Source organism: Flavobacteriales bacterium, assembly GCA_016713875.1.
In the GTDB taxonomy this organism is placed as follows: Bacteria; Bacteroidota; Bacteroidia; order Flavobacteriales_F; family PHOS-HE28; genus PHOS-HE28.
In genome coordinates, this window is sequence record JADJOI010000003.1 from 3,150,698 (window position 1) to 3,166,500 (window position 15,803).

The 15,803-nt window shown below is 66.7% G+C and carries 17 protein-coding genes; 15 read left to right on the plus strand and 2 right to left on the minus strand.

Going from position 1 to position 15,803, the window contains the following annotated elements:
• The first annotated feature begins 109 nt into the window (after positions 1-109).
• The 15 genes from IPJ87_14835 to IPJ87_14905 all read left to right on the plus strand — a co-directional run bounded on the left by IPJ87_14835 (position 110) and on the right by IPJ87_14905 (position 14,924).
• Entirely contained in the window at positions 110-2,314 is a 2,205-nt protein-coding gene (locus tag IPJ87_14835) for a histidine kinase (protein MBK7943125.1), read from the plus strand.
• Between the two features lie 90 nt (positions 2,315-2,404).
• Positions 2,405-3,160, plus strand: coding sequence for a response regulator transcription factor (locus IPJ87_14840; protein MBK7943126.1), 756 nt, complete (start codon positions 2,405-2,407; stop codon positions 3,158-3,160).
• Between the two features lie 133 nt (positions 3,161-3,293).
• Positions 3,294-4,097: a hypothetical protein gene (locus IPJ87_14845; GenBank protein MBK7943127.1), complete on the plus strand. Its 804-nt coding sequence runs from the start codon at positions 3,294-3,296 to the stop codon at positions 4,095-4,097.
• A 70-nt stretch (positions 4,098-4,167) separates the two neighbouring features.
• Positions 4,168-5,280 carry a T9SS type A sorting domain-containing protein gene (locus tag IPJ87_14850; GenBank protein MBK7943128.1) on the plus strand — a complete coding sequence of 371 codons (1,113 nt, stop codon included), beginning with the start codon at positions 4,168-4,170 and terminating at the stop codon, positions 5,278-5,280.
• A gap of 4 nt (positions 5,281-5,284) precedes the next feature.
• A complete protein-coding gene (locus IPJ87_14855) occupies positions 5,285-6,058 on the plus strand; it encodes a porin family protein (protein MBK7943129.1) in 774 nt (257 codons plus the stop codon).
• A 167-nt stretch (positions 6,059-6,225) separates the two neighbouring features.
• Complete coding sequence (locus IPJ87_14860) at positions 6,226-6,873, plus strand: hypothetical protein (protein ID MBK7943130.1); 648 nt, start codon at positions 6,226-6,228, stop codon at positions 6,871-6,873.
• A 246-nt stretch (positions 6,874-7,119) separates the two neighbouring features.
• The gene (locus IPJ87_14865; GenBank protein MBK7943131.1) at positions 7,120-8,340 is read left to right on the plus strand and encodes a hypothetical protein; all 1,221 of its coding nucleotides are present in this window, start codon (positions 7,120-7,122) and stop codon (positions 8,338-8,340) included.
• 2 nt (positions 8,341-8,342) lie between these two features.
• Positions 8,343-8,849, plus strand: coding sequence for a hypothetical protein (locus IPJ87_14870; GenBank protein ID MBK7943132.1), 507 nt, complete (start codon positions 8,343-8,345; stop codon positions 8,847-8,849).
• 10 nt (positions 8,850-8,859) lie between these two features.
• Entirely contained in the window at positions 8,860-9,336 is a 477-nt protein-coding gene (locus IPJ87_14875; protein ID MBK7943133.1) for a hypothetical protein, read from the plus strand.
• Positions 9,333-10,280 (plus strand): hypothetical protein, encoded by a 948-nt coding sequence (locus tag IPJ87_14880; protein ID MBK7943134.1) that lies wholly within the window; start codon positions 9,333-9,335, stop codon positions 10,278-10,280. Before IPJ87_14875 ends, IPJ87_14880 begins: the two co-directional genes overlap by 4 nt.
• 21 nt (positions 10,281-10,301) lie before the next feature.
• Positions 10,302-11,279 carry a hypothetical protein gene (locus IPJ87_14885; protein MBK7943135.1) on the plus strand — a complete coding sequence of 326 codons (978 nt, stop codon included), beginning with the start codon at positions 10,302-10,304 and terminating at the stop codon, positions 11,277-11,279.
• A 100-nt stretch (positions 11,280-11,379) separates the two neighbouring features.
• The gene (xseA, locus tag IPJ87_14890) at positions 11,380-12,702 is read left to right on the plus strand and encodes an exodeoxyribonuclease VII large subunit (GenBank protein MBK7943136.1); all 1,323 of its coding nucleotides are present in this window, start codon (positions 11,380-11,382) and stop codon (positions 12,700-12,702) included.
• Positions 12,695-12,898, plus strand: coding sequence for an exodeoxyribonuclease VII small subunit (gene xseB, locus IPJ87_14895; GenBank protein ID MBK7943137.1), 204 nt, complete (start codon positions 12,695-12,697; stop codon positions 12,896-12,898). The genes xseA and xseB overlap by 8 nt, the downstream gene beginning before the upstream one ends.
• An 86-nt stretch (positions 12,899-12,984) precedes the next feature.
• Positions 12,985-13,353 (plus strand): hypothetical protein, encoded by a 369-nt coding sequence (locus IPJ87_14900; protein ID MBK7943138.1) that lies wholly within the window; start codon positions 12,985-12,987, stop codon positions 13,351-13,353.
• A 104-nt stretch (positions 13,354-13,457) separates the two neighbouring features.
• Positions 13,458-14,924 carry a vanadium-dependent haloperoxidase gene (locus IPJ87_14905; protein MBK7943139.1) on the plus strand — a complete coding sequence of 489 codons (1,467 nt, stop codon included), beginning with the start codon at positions 13,458-13,460 and terminating at the stop codon, positions 14,922-14,924.
• Between the two features lie 12 nt (positions 14,925-14,936).
• On the opposite strand, the gene ybeY is transcribed toward IPJ87_14905, so the two are convergent.
• Together ybeY and IPJ87_14915 are read right to left on the minus strand one after the other, a co-directional pair.
• The gene (ybeY, locus tag IPJ87_14910; GenBank protein ID MBK7943140.1) at positions 14,937-15,359 is read right to left on the minus strand and encodes an rRNA maturation RNase YbeY; all 423 of its coding nucleotides are present in this window, start codon (positions 15,357-15,359) and stop codon (positions 14,937-14,939) included.
• Positions 15,359-15,796 (minus strand): ATP-binding protein, encoded by a 438-nt coding sequence (locus tag IPJ87_14915; protein MBK7943141.1) that lies wholly within the window; start codon positions 15,794-15,796, stop codon positions 15,359-15,361. Before IPJ87_14915 ends, ybeY begins: the two co-directional genes overlap by 1 nt.
• Positions 15,797-15,803: the final 7 nt, after the last annotated feature.

Consider the following 15,803-nt stretch of genomic DNA (forward strand, 5'->3'; position numbering starts at 1 on the left):
GGTCATGGTCACATCCTTCGGGGCCGCGCTCGTAGGATGCGACAGAGGCGGTGGTGCATCGGAGACCACCGAGGCGGACACGACACGGTATCGCGTGCTTTGTGAAGCCGTGAAGTCCGTTTACCGCACCCATCCGGATAGTGCATGGGCGTTGCTTGAACAGGCGGAAGCGACGGCTGCACGCATCGGAGGGGACAGTCTGCGGTACGACGTCGAAGACCTGCACTATGAGGTTCTTCAGGCCCGGTATGACACCAGCGCCCTTCAGTACCAATTGGGTCGGATCGCCGATCGTGAGCGCAACGGTGCACGTGTGCCTCTGATGCATGCGTGGATGAATCTGGCCCTGAACCGCCTTCAAGCGGGCGACTTCCCTGCCGCGGACAGTCTGCTTCGTCTCGCTCGTAGCGAGGCCCTCGCCCTGAACGACAGCATCGATCTTGCCCAGACCGGATGGATGTTGATGAACGTGCTGAGCATGACCGGTCATCCGGATTCAGCCATTGCCATCGGCAGAGAGGTGCTGCGCACCCCACCGACCGGTTCCGTCAGGCCGATCATCGAACTGGTGCGCCTGGACCAGGCCATCGCCTACATGGGGAACGGGGATGTGGACAGTGCGGACCACCTTTTCCGGGCAGGCCTATCCTCGGACTGGGTGATGAACAACCCGCATATCTGGCAGGCCGGCGCGGTGAACTATGCCGAACTGAAGACGAACCGAGGAGACCTCGCTGGAGCGTTGGATCTCCTCCTCGCGTCCGAAACGAAATTGGCCGCGTTGGGCGATACCCTCCAACTCGCGGTCCTGAAGATGAACATGGGGAGCCTGCTCGCCGCCTTGCATCGACCGGAAGAGGCCCACGCGGCTTACGCGGATGCGCGGAAGTACGCCATGGTCGTGGGCATGGAGGATATCTCCACCACGACACTAGGACTGATGGCCCTGCTCAGGTTGAACAGGGATGGGCGCATCCACAGTGCATCGGCCATGGTCGGCGAAGCATCTGTCCGCTCGGACCTGAAGACGTTGCAGGAGGCGCTGGGTGCGGCGCGCGCGAACGCCAATCAGCGTTTCGTCGACCTCTTCCTGACGGGAATTGGATCGGCATTTCTCCGGCTCGGGGACCTTCATCGTGCCCGCCTGACGGTGGACAGTGCACTGTGGGAGGCCCGGAAGAGGCGCGATCGGAGCACGCTTCGGGAAGCGCTGCTTGTGTCCGGAGACATCCATAGGAGCCAAGGCTTGCTCGAGGACGCGGACCGCGCCTATTCAGAGGCGCTCCGCATCTGTCGTGATGTCGGGGAGAAGCAGCACACCATCCGGACTTTGGACCGCTTGGCTGCGGTGTACGAAGCAGGGGGGCGAACAGGGTCGGCACTTGCGGCGACCAAGGAGGCGAAGGACATTCAGCTCCGGCTCTTCACGGACAGCACCATGAATGAGGTGGCACGGTTGGAGGCCCGGGCCGCTTTCGAGAAGAAGCAGATGGCCGACAGCCTCGCCCACGTGCAGCAGCTCGCCCTGGAGCGCGCCGAGGCCGCTTCACGCATCGAGCGGCAGCGCACGCGCACCCTGGCGGCCGCGGGTGGCGGGGTCCTGCTGGTGCTGGGCGGTGGGGCGGCCTTCGTGCTGGACCGCCGCCGCCGGAAGCAGGAGTTCGCGCGGCGCACGGCCGAGCTCGAACGCGAGGCCGCCCGCTTCGAGACGCAGGCCCTGCGCAGCCAGATGAACCCGCACTTCATCTTCAACGCGCTCAACTCCATCGCCGGCTTCATCCAGGGCAACGATCCGGACCGCGCCCAGAGCTTCCTGGCGCGCTTCGCCCGGCTGATGCGCGCCGTGCTGGAGAACAGCCGCTTCGCCGAGGTGCCGCTGGACAAGGACCTGGAGGTGCTGCGCGCCTACATGGAGCTGGAGCGCATCCGCGCCCAGGGCAAGTTCGATTTCAGCATCCGGGTGGACCCCGCGCTGGACCCTGCGGACGTGCTGGTGCCGCCCCTGCTGGCGCAGCCCTTCGTGGAGAACGCCATCTGGCACGGCGTGGCGGGCAAGGAGGGCGCCGGCCACATCGCCGTGCATGTGGAGCGATGGGAGGGTCAGCTGTGCATCCGCGTGGAGGACGATGGCGTGGGCCGCGCGCAACCGCGCAGCGCGGTCAGCAAGGAGAAGACCAGCCTGGGCACCGCCATCACGCGCAGCCGGCTGGACCTGGTGCGGAAGCAGAAGGGCGCATCGGCCGGCTTCGCGTATGTGGACGTGCCGGTGGGCACGCGGGTGGAGATCCACCTGCCGCTGGAATTGGCGGCTTAGGTCCGCGGAGGTCCCGTCGCTGGCCGTGCCGCTTGGCCGAACGCGGGTCGGATGGTAGCTTGCGGTGCGCGGTGCTGATCGCGTTTGCCCATGAGCGGGAACCGGACCACGGCGGCGATCATCGACGATGAAGCGATCTGCATCATGGCGTTGGAAGGCCTGCTGCGCCGCCGCCATCCCGAACTGGACCTGGTGGGCACCGCGGCCGATGTGCCCGGTGGCGTGGCGCTGGTGAAGGACAAGCGTCCGGACCTGCTCTTCCTGGACGTAGAACTGGGCGACATGACCGGCTTCGATCTGCTGAAGGCCGTCGCCCCGCTGCGTCCGCAGGTGGTGTTCACCACCGCGCACGAGAGCTATGCGGTGAAGGCCATCCGCTTCAACGCGCTGGACTACCTGCTGAAGCCCATCGACCCCGAGGAGCTGGACGACGCGGTGAACAAGGCCGTGCGCGAGCGCGTCGGCCATGCGTCCGCACCGGACCGCATCGCACCATTGCTGGGCACGCTGATGAGCGACCGCCAGCTGGCGCTGCCCGATGCGGGCGGCCTGGTGGTGGTGCACTTGGACGACATCCTGTACTGCACCAGCGACAACAACTACACCTCGGTGAACGTGCGAGGCGACAAGAAGCCGCTGGTGGTGAGCCGTCCGCTGAGCGAGTTCGACGCCTTCCTCGGCGGGCAGGGCTTCGTGCGCATCCACCAGAGCCACCTGATCAACCGCAAGCACATCCGCCGCTACGTCAAGGGCGAGGGCGGCGAGGTGATCATGAGCGACGGCGCCAACCTGCCGGTGAGCCGGAGGCAGAAGGCCGAGCTCATGGAGGTGCTGGAGCGCCTGTAACCTAGAACGCAGGCCGGGCTGGGTGCCGGATCCTCGCTCCACCCTGCCGGATCCTCGATCGCCATGGAAGGGGCCGTGCGGCCGCTGGAATTTTGGTCCGTCACCGCACGATCACCCATCAACCGAAGCACCCATGGCCACCCGCATCCCTTCCCTCCGCACCCCTTTCGTCCGCGGCCTCGCCGCCTTGCTCCTCTTCACCGCCACATCCCTAGCGGCCCAGACCGAAGGGCTGGAGGCGCACATCCGCCAGCTGGACCGCCTGATCGCCCAGGCCGCCGCCGAACAGAACTACGCCGCCGCCGCCGGGCTCCAGCGCGACCGCGCCAACTGGGTGGCCTTGCAGGAAGCGATCGACCATCACGACGCCGCCCGCATCCTGGCGCTGCAGCAGGCCCTGGCCAACCCATACGTGTACACGGCCGGCGGCTCCGCCCAGCGCCCGGCGGAGGCCGCACCCGCCGCCGGCGGCCCCGAGTTCCTGCACCAGGTGTACACCCGCGAGACCGACGGCAGCTACAAACCCCTGGAGAAACAGGAGGCCAGCAACGCCTCCTCCGGCGGCGGCTACGGCGGCTTCGGCGGTCGCGTCTCATCGAAGAAGATCCCCGGCGACCGCTCCAACGTGCGCTTCGCGGCCACCGCCCTGCCCCGCTTCGTGGTGAAGACCTATCCGGGGCAGGACCCGTCGGACATCATCGAGCTGGTGCGCTTCGAGGTGCGCGGCGCCCGCAAGGACCGGTACGTGGACATGAGCAAGAGCAGCCACGCCTTCTACCACCACTCGAGCAGCGAGGTCACCGACAACCGCATGCGCATCGCCTTCACCCACCTGGGCGACCAGGTGTACGAGATCGCTCTTGACGCACCGCTGGCCGCCGGCGAGTACGCCTTCATGAACGGGCAGAAGGTCTTCGCCTTCGGCGTGAACGAATGATCCATTGATCGATCACACCCCTGCAAAGCTCCAAGTCAACCCTCATCCGAACGACCAACTCAACACGACCATGAACATCGCTCGACATGCTGCATGCACAGCCCTCTCATTTCTGATCGCTGCATCGGCCATCGGCCAGCACCACCGCATCGGCTATGCCGAATTCGTCAACGCGGGACAGTGGGACACGATCACCCAATACGTGGTCACCTTTGATGCTCAAGGTCGCGAGACGACCCGGGACTATAACGTGTTCGACCAGCTAACGGGGAACTGGAACCTGGCCGGTCGGATCACAACGACATGGACCTCAGGAGGCCAGCGCGCCACGTGGACATACCTGGCGTTCGACCAGCTCATGGGCACGATCCTGGCCGGGGATAGTTCGGTGTACGGCTATGATGCGCAGGACAGTTTGGCGCAGGCCGAGCGCTATACCTGGCTCTCCGGGGCCTGGCAACTGACGCGCAGTGTGAACGTGTTCAGGGGGCCGACCGGCGCCCAGGACAGCCTGCTCCATTTCGTCCATGATGGGGGAGTGCCCGTCCTGCGATCCCGCGATCGCGTGACCAATGATCCGCTGGACCGGCCCATCGGCATCGTGGCGGACACGCTGGGTGTGGTGTGGGTCACCACGGACAGCACCATGATCATCTACGACACGGACGGACGGGTCGGGCAGGTCACCAAGATCGAGCTGTTCGCCACCACGGAGCAGGGTGAACGACGCACCTACACCTACGATGCCCAGGGCTTTCAGGACCGCATTGATCGCGAAAGCAGGCCCCCGGGCGGTGCGTTCGAACTGAAGGGGTGGACCTTGTTGGACCCGGCCGGGGACGGCCTGTACAACACGGTGGATACGGTATGGGACGTGCTTGCCCAGGCATGGGCACCAGGGTTCCGCATCCACTGGGAGGACGCGACCACCGCGGTCCCGGAGCTCGTGCGGTCGACCAGCCTGCGCGCCTTCCCCAACCCGGCCACCGACCAGGTGTTCCTGCCCGACCTCGGGGCGGGCGTGGCCGTGGACCTGATCGCGGCGGATGGCCGGGTGATCACCGGCGGGCGTACCGAAGCGCTCGGGTCGCTGGATATCGGCGACCTTTCGCCCGGGCTCCATGTGATCAGGGCCTTCACCACCAACGGCTCGATCGCCACCACCATCATCCTCAAACACTGATCCCATGATGCTCCGTACGATCCCACTTCTTGCCCTGATGACCGCCGCTCCATGGAGCGCCCGCGCCCAGGAGACCACCGGAGGCCCGTGGGTCGGCTTCCATGCCGGAGTGCTGCTGGGCCCCGCACTGGGCAGTGGCAACACCACCGTCTCCAACGGCACCGACGACCGTTCGCAGGCCTTCTGGAACCCCGCGTTCGAGAACGAACGCATCCGCACCAAGTACACCCGGCTGATGACCGGTCCGGTCTTCGGTGTGCAGGGCGGCTACGACCGGCGTATGGGCAACTTCGTCGTGGGCGGGTCGTTGGCCTTGATGCGTTCCAGCGCCAAGGCGGAGGAGGACCATGCGCTTTCGGCCTCCACCCCGTTCGTCGCCGTGAGTGAGGAGCGCGACCAGCGCCTCACCTTCTTTGGCCTGCTGCGGGCCCGCGCCGGCGTGGTGCTCAAGGATCAGTGGCTCGCCTTCGGCGGGCTGGGCCTCTCCTTCGGCACGGTGCGCTACCGCTATGACATGGACTCACCCGGCAGCAGCGACTACCACGAGGTGGACGAAGGTCGTGTGGCGGTGGGGTGGAACCTGGGCCTGGGCCTGGAGCGCCACATCTGGAAGCAGCTCACCGCGCAGGTGGAGTACAGCTTCAACGGCATGGGCAAGCGCACCTACGCCACCGACCCCAGCGGCCGCTCCGCCAATCTGGACACGCACTTCGACGTCACCTTCCGCGACCATTACCACACCGTGCTGCTCGGTGCGCGGTGGTACTTCACGCATTGACCGGCGCGAGATCGCAGGCAAGAGGCGGCGCCCACCGGGCGCCGCTTCCTTTTCCACCGGATCCTCACCCAGCCCCACCGGATCCTCTGCCGCACAAGGAAAGCGCAGCCCACCAGGGGAGTTTTGACCCGTCGCACTCGACGAACCACACAAACACCCTGGTCACCATGAACACGCAAGCCACCTTCCGCCTTCTTCTCCTCACCAGCACGCTGTGCGGGATCACACCCCACCTGGCGCCCGCGCAGGACGCCGATCCCGCCCCGGCCTTCGGCAAGGGTCACGTGGCCCTCAACGCCGGCATCGGTCTGGGCGGCGTGCGCCCCGGCTACTACGGCAACTACAACGACCACTACAGCAACAGCCCCACCTTCTGCCTCAGTGCCGAGGGGGGCGTGGTCAAGGCCGGACCCGGTGTCATCGGCGTGGGCGGCTTCCTGGCCCACCGCTGGACGCGCCGCCTGGAGGAGGACAGCTACGGTAGCGTCACCTATACCTACGACGAGCGCTGGACCCGCACCACCATCGGCGCGCGCGTGGCCTGGCACCTCAGCGAATACGTGCCCGCGCACAAGCTGGACCTGTACGCCGGTGTCATGTTGGGCTACGCCATCGTGGGCTACCGCAACGAGAGCACCCGCACGGTGAACGGCGAGACCACGACCTACAGCACCAACAGCCGGCCGCGCCGCGGCTATGGCGACTGGAGCACCTTCGTGGGGGCGCGCTACTTCTTCACGCGCAACGTGGGCGCCTATGCCGAGCTCGGCTATGGCGTCAGCATCATCAACCTCGGCGCGGCGGTCCGCTTCTGAGGTGAGCGGTGGGTCCGTTCCTGCGTGGGAACGGACCAGGACGGCGCCCCGGCGTTCTGCGGAACGGCCGGGGCGTTCGTTCGGAGGCATCAAGAATTTCCTCATACTTGCCTGATATCCGTCGATCGCGCCACCATGCCGAGCCTTGCATCCCGGTCCTTGTTCGTAGCCTGTGTGCTTTTGGTGGCGATGGGGGCCGGTGCCCAATCAGCGGTCATGGCGAAGTACCGCCGAAGTTCCTTGCACATGGTGCTGGTGGAGGCGGGGGACTTCCCGAACAAGGAGGTGGTGACCAAGGCCTACCATGAGCAGCCCTTCCCCGACAAGTACAACGACCATCGGGTCGCCTCGAACGTGCTGGACGTCACCAAGTACCCCGTGTCCCAGACCGATCGGCTATTGGCCGGCCGGCGCGCACAGAACAAGGGGCAAAGTTCCATGCTCGGTGCGCTGAGCGAGGTCACCGGGGGCCTCAGCGCCGGGGTGCTCGACAGTGCGGCCAAGGACGTTCCCATCCAAGCCGAGCGCTTCATCAAGGAGACGAAACTGGCGAACCAGCTTGTGGCCAAGTGGTTCAACCGCAAGGAGGACGGCACCATGGACGGGGCCTTGGTGGTGGAGCGCGGCGCCTATGGTGCATCGCAGACCGACTACCTCATCGCCCAGGGGGCGGCCAACACGGATGCGTTCAAGGGCGCCGTGGGGGACGAGATGATCCCCAACACCTTCGTGTTGTTCTCTAAGCTCAATTTCGTGGCCAACGAGCCGGTGGCCCGGGCGATCCTCGAGGGCACCCTCGAGAGCGTGGACACCACCCAGTTGCTGGGTCAGCTGGCCCTCGCGTCGGCGCGCGCGACCTACCAGGCCACCAAGGACGGATACTCGGTGTGGACCACCTCATGGCTCTACCAGCTGGTCTGGAATGACAGCACCCAGGCCGTGTTCTGGAAGGACCTGTGGATGGACGGCCGCAACGTGGACAGCGTGAGGAAGGCGGCGTTCGACAACACCGACCTCTTCAACCTGGTGTTCGTGGGAAGCGACAAGTCGCGCACGCTGGTGGCGGCGAACCTGGACCAGGGCGGCGAGATCGACCAGGTGGTCCGGCAGGCCACCGTGCGGAACGTGGACGCCACGATCGCCAAGCTCCAACGGGAGTACGATGTGTTCAAGCCCCGGGTCCCGGTGCTGACCACCGCTCCTGTGACGGCCTTCATCGGCATGAAGGAGGGCCTGGATGGTGGGGAGAAGTTCGAGGCCCTCGAACTGGTGGAGGACCCGAAGACCGGCAAAAGGACCTACAAGTCCGTGGCTACCGTGAAAGTGGAGCGGGGCAAGGTGTGGGACAACCGCTTTGCGGCGGGTGAGCAGCGCGCCTCGGCGGACGGTGCACCGGTGCTGGACCGCACCCATTTCAGCGGATCGGACAAGGTGCAACCCGGGATGTTGTTGAAGCAAAAACGATGATCATGAGAACACGAGCTCTATTCCTCCCTTTCTGCGCCCTGCTGATGGTGGGCGCGGCGAACGCACAAGGCAAGAAGGCCGACAAGGACACCGAGCAATGGCGGTACGAACTGGAAGCGGTGAACACCGGCGGCCAGGGCACCTACCAGGTGAAGGTCTGGTCCTACAGTAAAAATGCCACGGTAGCCACCGAACAGGCCAAGAAGAACGCCGTGCACGGGGTGGTCTTCCGGGGTTTCCCCGGCAAGGACCGTGTGCCCGGGCAGAATCCGCTATGTGGCCCAAATCTCGAGCAGGAACATGCGGACTTCTTCCGGGAGTTCTTCAAGGATGGCGGCAAGTACATGAAGTTCGTGCAGGTCACCAACGGCGGGATGGTCGCCGAAGGCGACCGGCTCAAGGTGGGCAAGGAGTACAAGATCGGTGTCATCGTGTCGGTGGATGCCGCCAACCTGCGCAAGGACCTGGAGGCTGCGGGGATCTGCAAGGGCCTTGGTAGTGGATTCTGAACACGCACCCATGAAAGCACTGATCACCCTGCTCGCTCTGGCGCTCGCATCCGGCCTGTCCGCTCAGGAGCGGGTGGCGGGTCACTACACCTACCGGTGCCGTTGCATCGGTGTGGAGCTCGATGGGTCGCAGACCATTCTCGCCTGGGGCCAGGGCCGCAACCGCTTCGACGCCGTGGAGCAGGCCCAGAAGAACGCGGTCAACGAGGTGCTCTTCAACGGGATCCGCGAAGGGCAGCCCGGCTGCGAGCAGCGGCCGCTCCTCTTCGAGGTGAACGCGCGGGAGAAGTACGAGGACTACTTCAACACGTTCTTCGCCGATGACGGACCCTACAAGAAGTTCGTTTCGCTGAAGGACGAACGCATCGGCCAGAAGTACCACCGCAACAAGAAGAAGGCCGAGGAGACCAAGACGGTGGAACAGGCCGTGCGGGTCCTGCGCGCCGAACTGAAACAGAAACTCATCACCGACGGCATATTGAAATGAGAACCCATCGCCACCTCTTTGCCGGCGCGCTGCTCCTGCTCGCCACCTCCCTCTACGGTCAGGCCAAGAAACCCACCATCATGGTGGTGCCCAGTGACAACTGGTGCGTGCAGAACGGCTTCGTCCAGGAGTTCGACAACCAGGGCAAGCCGACCAAGGCCCCGGACTACAAGCGGGCGCTACAGGAGAGCAGCGACCTGCTGCTGGTGATCAGCAAGATCAATCAGCTGATGACCGACCGCGGCTTCCCGCTGAAGAACCTGGAGTCGAGCCTGAAGACCCTGGAGGCGGAGGCCGCCGAAGATGCCATGAACACCAGCAAGAGCGGGAGCGGTGTCAGCGAGACCCCCATCGACAAGCTGAAGAAGGTGGCCAAGGCGGACATCTGGATGCAGATGACCTGGACGGTGAACGAGGTGGGGCCCAAGCGGTCGATCACCTTTAACCTGCAGGGGCTGGATGCCTACACGGACAAGCAGGTCGCCGGCGCCAGCGGCACGGGGCCGCAGAGCTACACGAGCGAGCTGGCGGTCCTGCTGGAGGAGGCCATCCTCTCCCAGCTCGACCTGTTCAACGGGCAGCTACAGAAGCACTTCGAGGACATGTTCGCCAACGGCCGCGAGGTGTCGCTGCGGATCAAGAAGTGGGATTCCTTCAGCGGCGACCTTGAGAGCGAGTATGGCGGCCAGGAGCTGAGCTCGGTGATCGAGAACTGGGTGTCCGAGAACACGGTCCAGAAGCGATTCTCGCTGTCGGATGCCACCGAGAACAGGATGCTCTTCGAACAAGTGCGGATCCCGTTGTACGATGCGGCAGGCAAGCCGACGGACACTCGGGGCTGGGCCAAGGGCCTGCAGAAGTACCTCAAGGAGACCCACCAGATCGAAAGCAAGCTGATGATGAAGGGACTGGGACTGGCCACCCTGGTCATCGGCGAGAAGTAACCCCCCCCCAACGCCGAACCCATGCGCACGCTCCTGTCCACCCTCCTGCTGTCCACGGTGCTCACCGGGGCCTACGCCCAGAACGACCTGGGCAAGATGGATGATGCCGGCCGCATCGTCCTCACCCCTTATGTGCCCGACCAGGCGGAGGGCATGACGGACATCGCGCGCAATGCCCTGCTCGACAAGCTGGGCCGGGTGGCCACCGAGAACGGCATGGGCGGCTCGGCGATGGACCGGCGCTTCCTGCTGGCGGCCAACGCCGTGGTCCTCACCAAGGACATCACCCCCACGGCCCCGCCGATGCAGGTCTACACCCTGGACGTCACGCTGTACATCGGCGACGGGATGGAGGGCACCTTGTTCGCCAGCCACACGGTGACCCTGAAAGGGGTGGGGGAGACCGAGAGCAAGGCCTACCTGGCCGCCTTGAAGGGGCTGAAGCCCAAGGACCCGTCCTACCAAGCGTTCCTCGACAAGGGGCGCGCCCGGATCATTGAATGGTACAACACGCGCTGCGACTTCATCATCACCGAGGCCAAGGCCCTGGAGAGCAAGGCCGACATGGACGGGGCCATCGCCAAGCTGATGAGCGTGCCCGAGGTCTGCGCCGAATGCTACACCAAGTGCAAGGCCCTCGTCGGACCCTTGTACCAGAAGAAGATCGACCGCGAATGCGACATCATCCTGGGCCAGGCGCAGAGCGCGTGGAACAGCAGTCAGGACGAAGCGGGCGCCCGCGAGGCCGGGGACCTGCTCGCCCGGATCGATCCGTACAGCAAGTGCCGCACGGGCGCGGGCCAGCTTATGGACAAGATGCTCGCCGAGATGAAGAAACGCGTGAAGGACCTGGACGAGCGGGAGTGGCGCCTGAAGCTCAAGGAGCAACAGGACGGGGTCGACATCGAGAAGGCCAGGATCGAAGCGGCCCGTGCGGTGGGGGTGGCCTATGGCAACAACCAACCCCAGCACACCTACAACATCCGCACGTGGTGGTGAGCGCCCTCGTCGGCGAGCGCTCGCAGCGCTGAGCGCAACGACGTATCGCCTTGTCGGGCTCCCGAACGAGCCCGCCGGTGATACCTTGGGCATGTCCCCCATGCCCGCCCCCACCGATCCCCGCACCGTGTACGGGCTGGCCCAGCTGGCGCGCGCGGTGCAGCGGCAGATCGAAGCGGCCGCCGGGGGCCGCACCTTCTGGGTGCGCGCCGAGCTGGCCGGCCTGAAGGTGAACCGCCACGCCTACCTGGAGCTGGTGGAGCACCGCGGCGGGGCGCGCGTGGCCGTGATGCGCGGCGTGATCTGGCAGGACACCCTGGCCCGCATCCGCACCGGCCTGGGCGCCGAGGCCGATGCCATCCTGAAGGAGGGCGTGGAGATCCTGTTCGAGGCCCGCACCACCTACCACCTGGTCTTCGGTCTCAGCCTGGTGATCGAAGCGGTGGATCCGGCCTTCAACCTGGGCGCCCTGGAGCGCCGCAAGCAGGCCACCCTGGCCACCTTGGAGCACGAGGGCCTGCTGGACCTCAACCGCACCCTGCCCGTGCCGCGCGTGATGCAGCGCATCGCGCTGGTGACCTCGGTGGGCTCGGCCGCCCACGCCGACTTCACCCGCCACCTGGCCGACAACGAGCACGGCTTCCGCTTCCATGTGCAGGTGTTCCACACCGCCGTGCAGGGCGACAACGCCGCCTACGAGCTGGGCCGTGCCGTGGCCCGCATCGACCCCGCGCGCTTCGATGCGGTGGTGCTGGTGCGCGGCGGCGGCAGCAAGCTCGATCTGGAGGCGTACAACGACCTGGCGCTCGCGCGGGCGGTGGCGCGCCTGCCCCTGCCGGTGCTCACCGGCATCGGCCACGACGTGGACATCACCGTCATCGACCGCCTGGCCAATCGCCCCTTCAAGACCCCCACCGACGTGGCCGACCACCTGGTGGACCACGCGCACGGCTTCGCGCAGGCGCTGCTGGACCGCATGACGGCCCTGCGGCATCAGGTGTTCGCGGCCTTCGCCGACCACCGCACGGCCTTGCACGCGCGGCAGGGCCGGCTGGCGCACGCGGCGGCGGCGCGCGTGGGCACCGAACGGCGCCGGGTGGATGGTGCCGTTCGGGAGCTGGTCTCCGCGCCTGTTCGCCGCCTGCGGCAGGTGGAGCGCGTGCGGCTAGCGGAGGCCGGGGCGCTCGTGGCCCGGTCGGCGCAACAGGGCCTGCACCTGATGGCCAGCCACCTGCGCGGGCTCGAGGACGCTATCGGGCTGCTGCGCCCGGAGAAACTGCTGCTGCGGGGCTTCAGCATCACCCGCCTGCACGGTGCCGCAGTGAACGATGCGGCGGCCCTGCGCCCCGGCGACGAGGTGGTGACGACCTTTGCGCACGGGACCACCCGGAGCACCATCACCGCCGTGGAGCACGATGGCTGACGAGCGACTCACCTACGACACCGCCTACGCCGAACTGGAGGCCATCATGCGCGACCTGCAGGAGGACCGCATCGGGGTGGACGAGCTCACCGCCAAGGTGAGGCGCGCCGTGGAACTGGTGGCCTTCTGCAACGCCCTGCTGCGGTCCACCGAGGAGGAGGTGGAGCGCATCGTGAAGCAGCTGGGCCAAGGCTGAGGGCACCCCACAGGGGAATGTTGATCATCGCTCGTGCGCACCCCTGCGGCCGGGGCGGTGTGCGCTGGACCTTCGCGGCGCTTTCCATGACCGACCGCTCCACCGTTCTGCTGCTCGACCGCCTGAAGGCCCTGGGCACCCGCAAAGTCCGTTTCGCCTACGATGTGCGGGGCCACAGCTACGTCACCACCGGCGTGGTGGCGCCCTACGCCCCGGAGAGCGGCCGCGAGGAGGGCACCGACCTGGGCGCCGTGCTGCGCCACGCGCTGGAGCACGACGGGGTGGTGAGCGGCGTGCGCGGTGCCGACGGGCGGGTGCGGTTCACCAGCTGCCGCCTGTTCACCGACGTGCACAATGCCGTGGTGTTCGCGCGGGCGCAGCGGCAGCCGGCGGTGTACAACTGGAACCGCGAGGAGGAGGTGGGGGTGGAAGGGGTGGCGTACCCACTCCCCTGATCCACCCCGTCCCTACCCCCGTTCGCACGACCAGGTACCGGTTCCGCACGGGATCAAGGGCGCTTCGCCCTGATCCACCTAGGTTGCTGGACCATCCCTGTTCCATGCGCACGCCCGTTCCCGCCCTTGTGCTCCTGCTCGCCGCCTGTGGCGCCCGTCCGTCCGCCGACACGACCGCACCGCCCGACCGCGGCCCGCTGGGGCGCGACAACATGGCCTACCGCTGGGGCAGTGTGGCCCTGGAGGGCACCGCCAACGACACGGAGAACAACAAACCGCGCCCGCCGGTGAACAGCCGTATGCTGGCCCTGCCGATGATCGCGCAGTTCGACGCCTGGAGCCGGTACGACAGCGTGGCCGAGCCGGTGCATCTGAAGGCTGAACGGCGTCCTGCGGCGGAGCGGATCCTCGCCAACAAGGAGAAGGCCATCAGCTACGCGGTATGCCGCACGCTGTGTGTGGTGTATCCGGCGGACAGTGCGCTCTTCCTGGGCCGATTGAAGGAGTTCGGCTACGACCCCGACGACCGCAGTCTGGACCCCGCCACCCCGCAGGGCATCGGCAACTTGGCGGCACGCGCGGTCATCGAGGCCCGCAAGGACGACGGCAGCAACATGTTCGGCACGGACCCCCGCGCGGACACGCTCTATGGCGACTACACGCACTACACGCCGGTGAACCCGCCGGACAAGTTGAACGACATCGACCGCTGGCAGCCCAAGTACTTCACCCTGGAGGGCAGGCGATGGGCGCCGGGATGCCTGGCGCCACACTGGGGTCATGTGCGGCCCTTCGCGCTGGACAGCGCCGGCCAGTTGCGCCCGCCCGCCCCGCCGGTGATGGGCGACAGCCTGCTGGAGGCCCAGGTGCGCGAGGTGGTGGTTCTGCAGGCCGCCCTCACCAACGAGCAGAAGGCGCTGGTGGAGTTCATGCGCGACGGGCCCCGCAGCGTGCAGCAGGCGGGCCACTGGCTCATCTTCGCCCGTGACGTCAGCGTGCGCGACAAGCACGACCTGGACCGGGACGTGCTGATGTACTTCCTCGTCACCACCACGGCCATGGACTGCTTCATCGCCTGCTGGGACGCCAAGATGTTCTACGACAACAGCCGGCCCTACCAGCAGGTGCACGCCCTCCTGGGCGACGAGGACATCGTGGGCTGGGGCGGCCCGCACAAGGGCATGCTGAAGATGAAGGGCCGTGACTGGCGACCCTATTCACCGGACTACTTCCTGTGCCCGCCCTTCCCGGCCTATCCCAGCGGCCACAGCACGGTGAGCGGGGGCTGCAGCAGGGCGCTCGAACTGTTCACCGGCAGCGACCGGTACGGGGCCCAGGTACGGCTGCTGCCGGGCTGGCTCACCGAGCCGGGCATCACGCAGGACAGCATCACGCTGGACTTCCCCACCTTCAGCAGCACGGCCGAGCAGGCGGGCTTCAGCCGGGTGTTGGGCGGCTACCACATCGAGTTCGACAACGTGGAGGGCCTGGAGCTGGGGCGCCGGGTGGCGGAGGTCACCTTCGCCAAATGCAAGGCCCACATCGATGGGCGCGCCAAGCCGGAGGCCTGACCGAACGGGCCCTTAGTCGAGCCAGGCGAGGTACTTGTCCTCCAGGGCGCGCATGGCGGCCTTCTGCGCCTTGGTGCGGTCGGTGTGGCCCAGCAGGTGCAGCAGGCCGTGCACCATCACGCGGTGCAGTTCGTGCCGGGCGCTGACGCCGTACTCCGCGGCGTTCTCCCTGATCCGCTCAAGGCTCATCAGCACATCGCCGTTGGCGCCGTTGCTGCTCTCCACCGGGAAGGTGATGACGTCGGTGTGGTCGTCGTGCCGCAGGTAGGTGCGGTTGTAGGCCAGCAGGGCCTTGGAGCCCATGGCCACGAAGCACACGCGGTCGATGCGGCTGCCGTGGTCGGCGGCCACGCGCTGCAGCCAGTGGCGCAGGCGCGTACGGTCGCGGAAAGGGTCGGGGACGTCCTGGACGAGGAAGGTGACCGGGTGGGCCATCACTCCTTCACGGCGGCGGTGCTGAAGGCCATGGCCACGGTGGCGCCGTTGTCGCTGAAGGCGATGTCGTCGGCCAGGGCGCGCATCAGGAAGACGCCGCGTCCGTGGGGCTTCTCGATGTTCTCCGGGTCGGTGGGGTCGGGCAGATGATCATGGTCGAAGCCCGCACCCTGGTCCTTCACCACGAAGACCACGCGGTCGCTGTCCACGAGGTAGCCCACGGTGACCTGCTTGGAGGCGTCCTGCCGGTTGCCATGGTGGATGGCGTTGTTCACCGCCTCGGTGAGGGCGATGAGGATGTTGCCGTAGTGCGACTCGTGCACCTGCAGCCGGCCGCACACATCATCGATCATCTTCTCCACCAGGGCGATGTTCTCCGCCCGGCTGGGGAAGTCGATCCGCTCGGTGAACTGGACGTCCTCGGTCAGCGCCGTCATCGCTTGG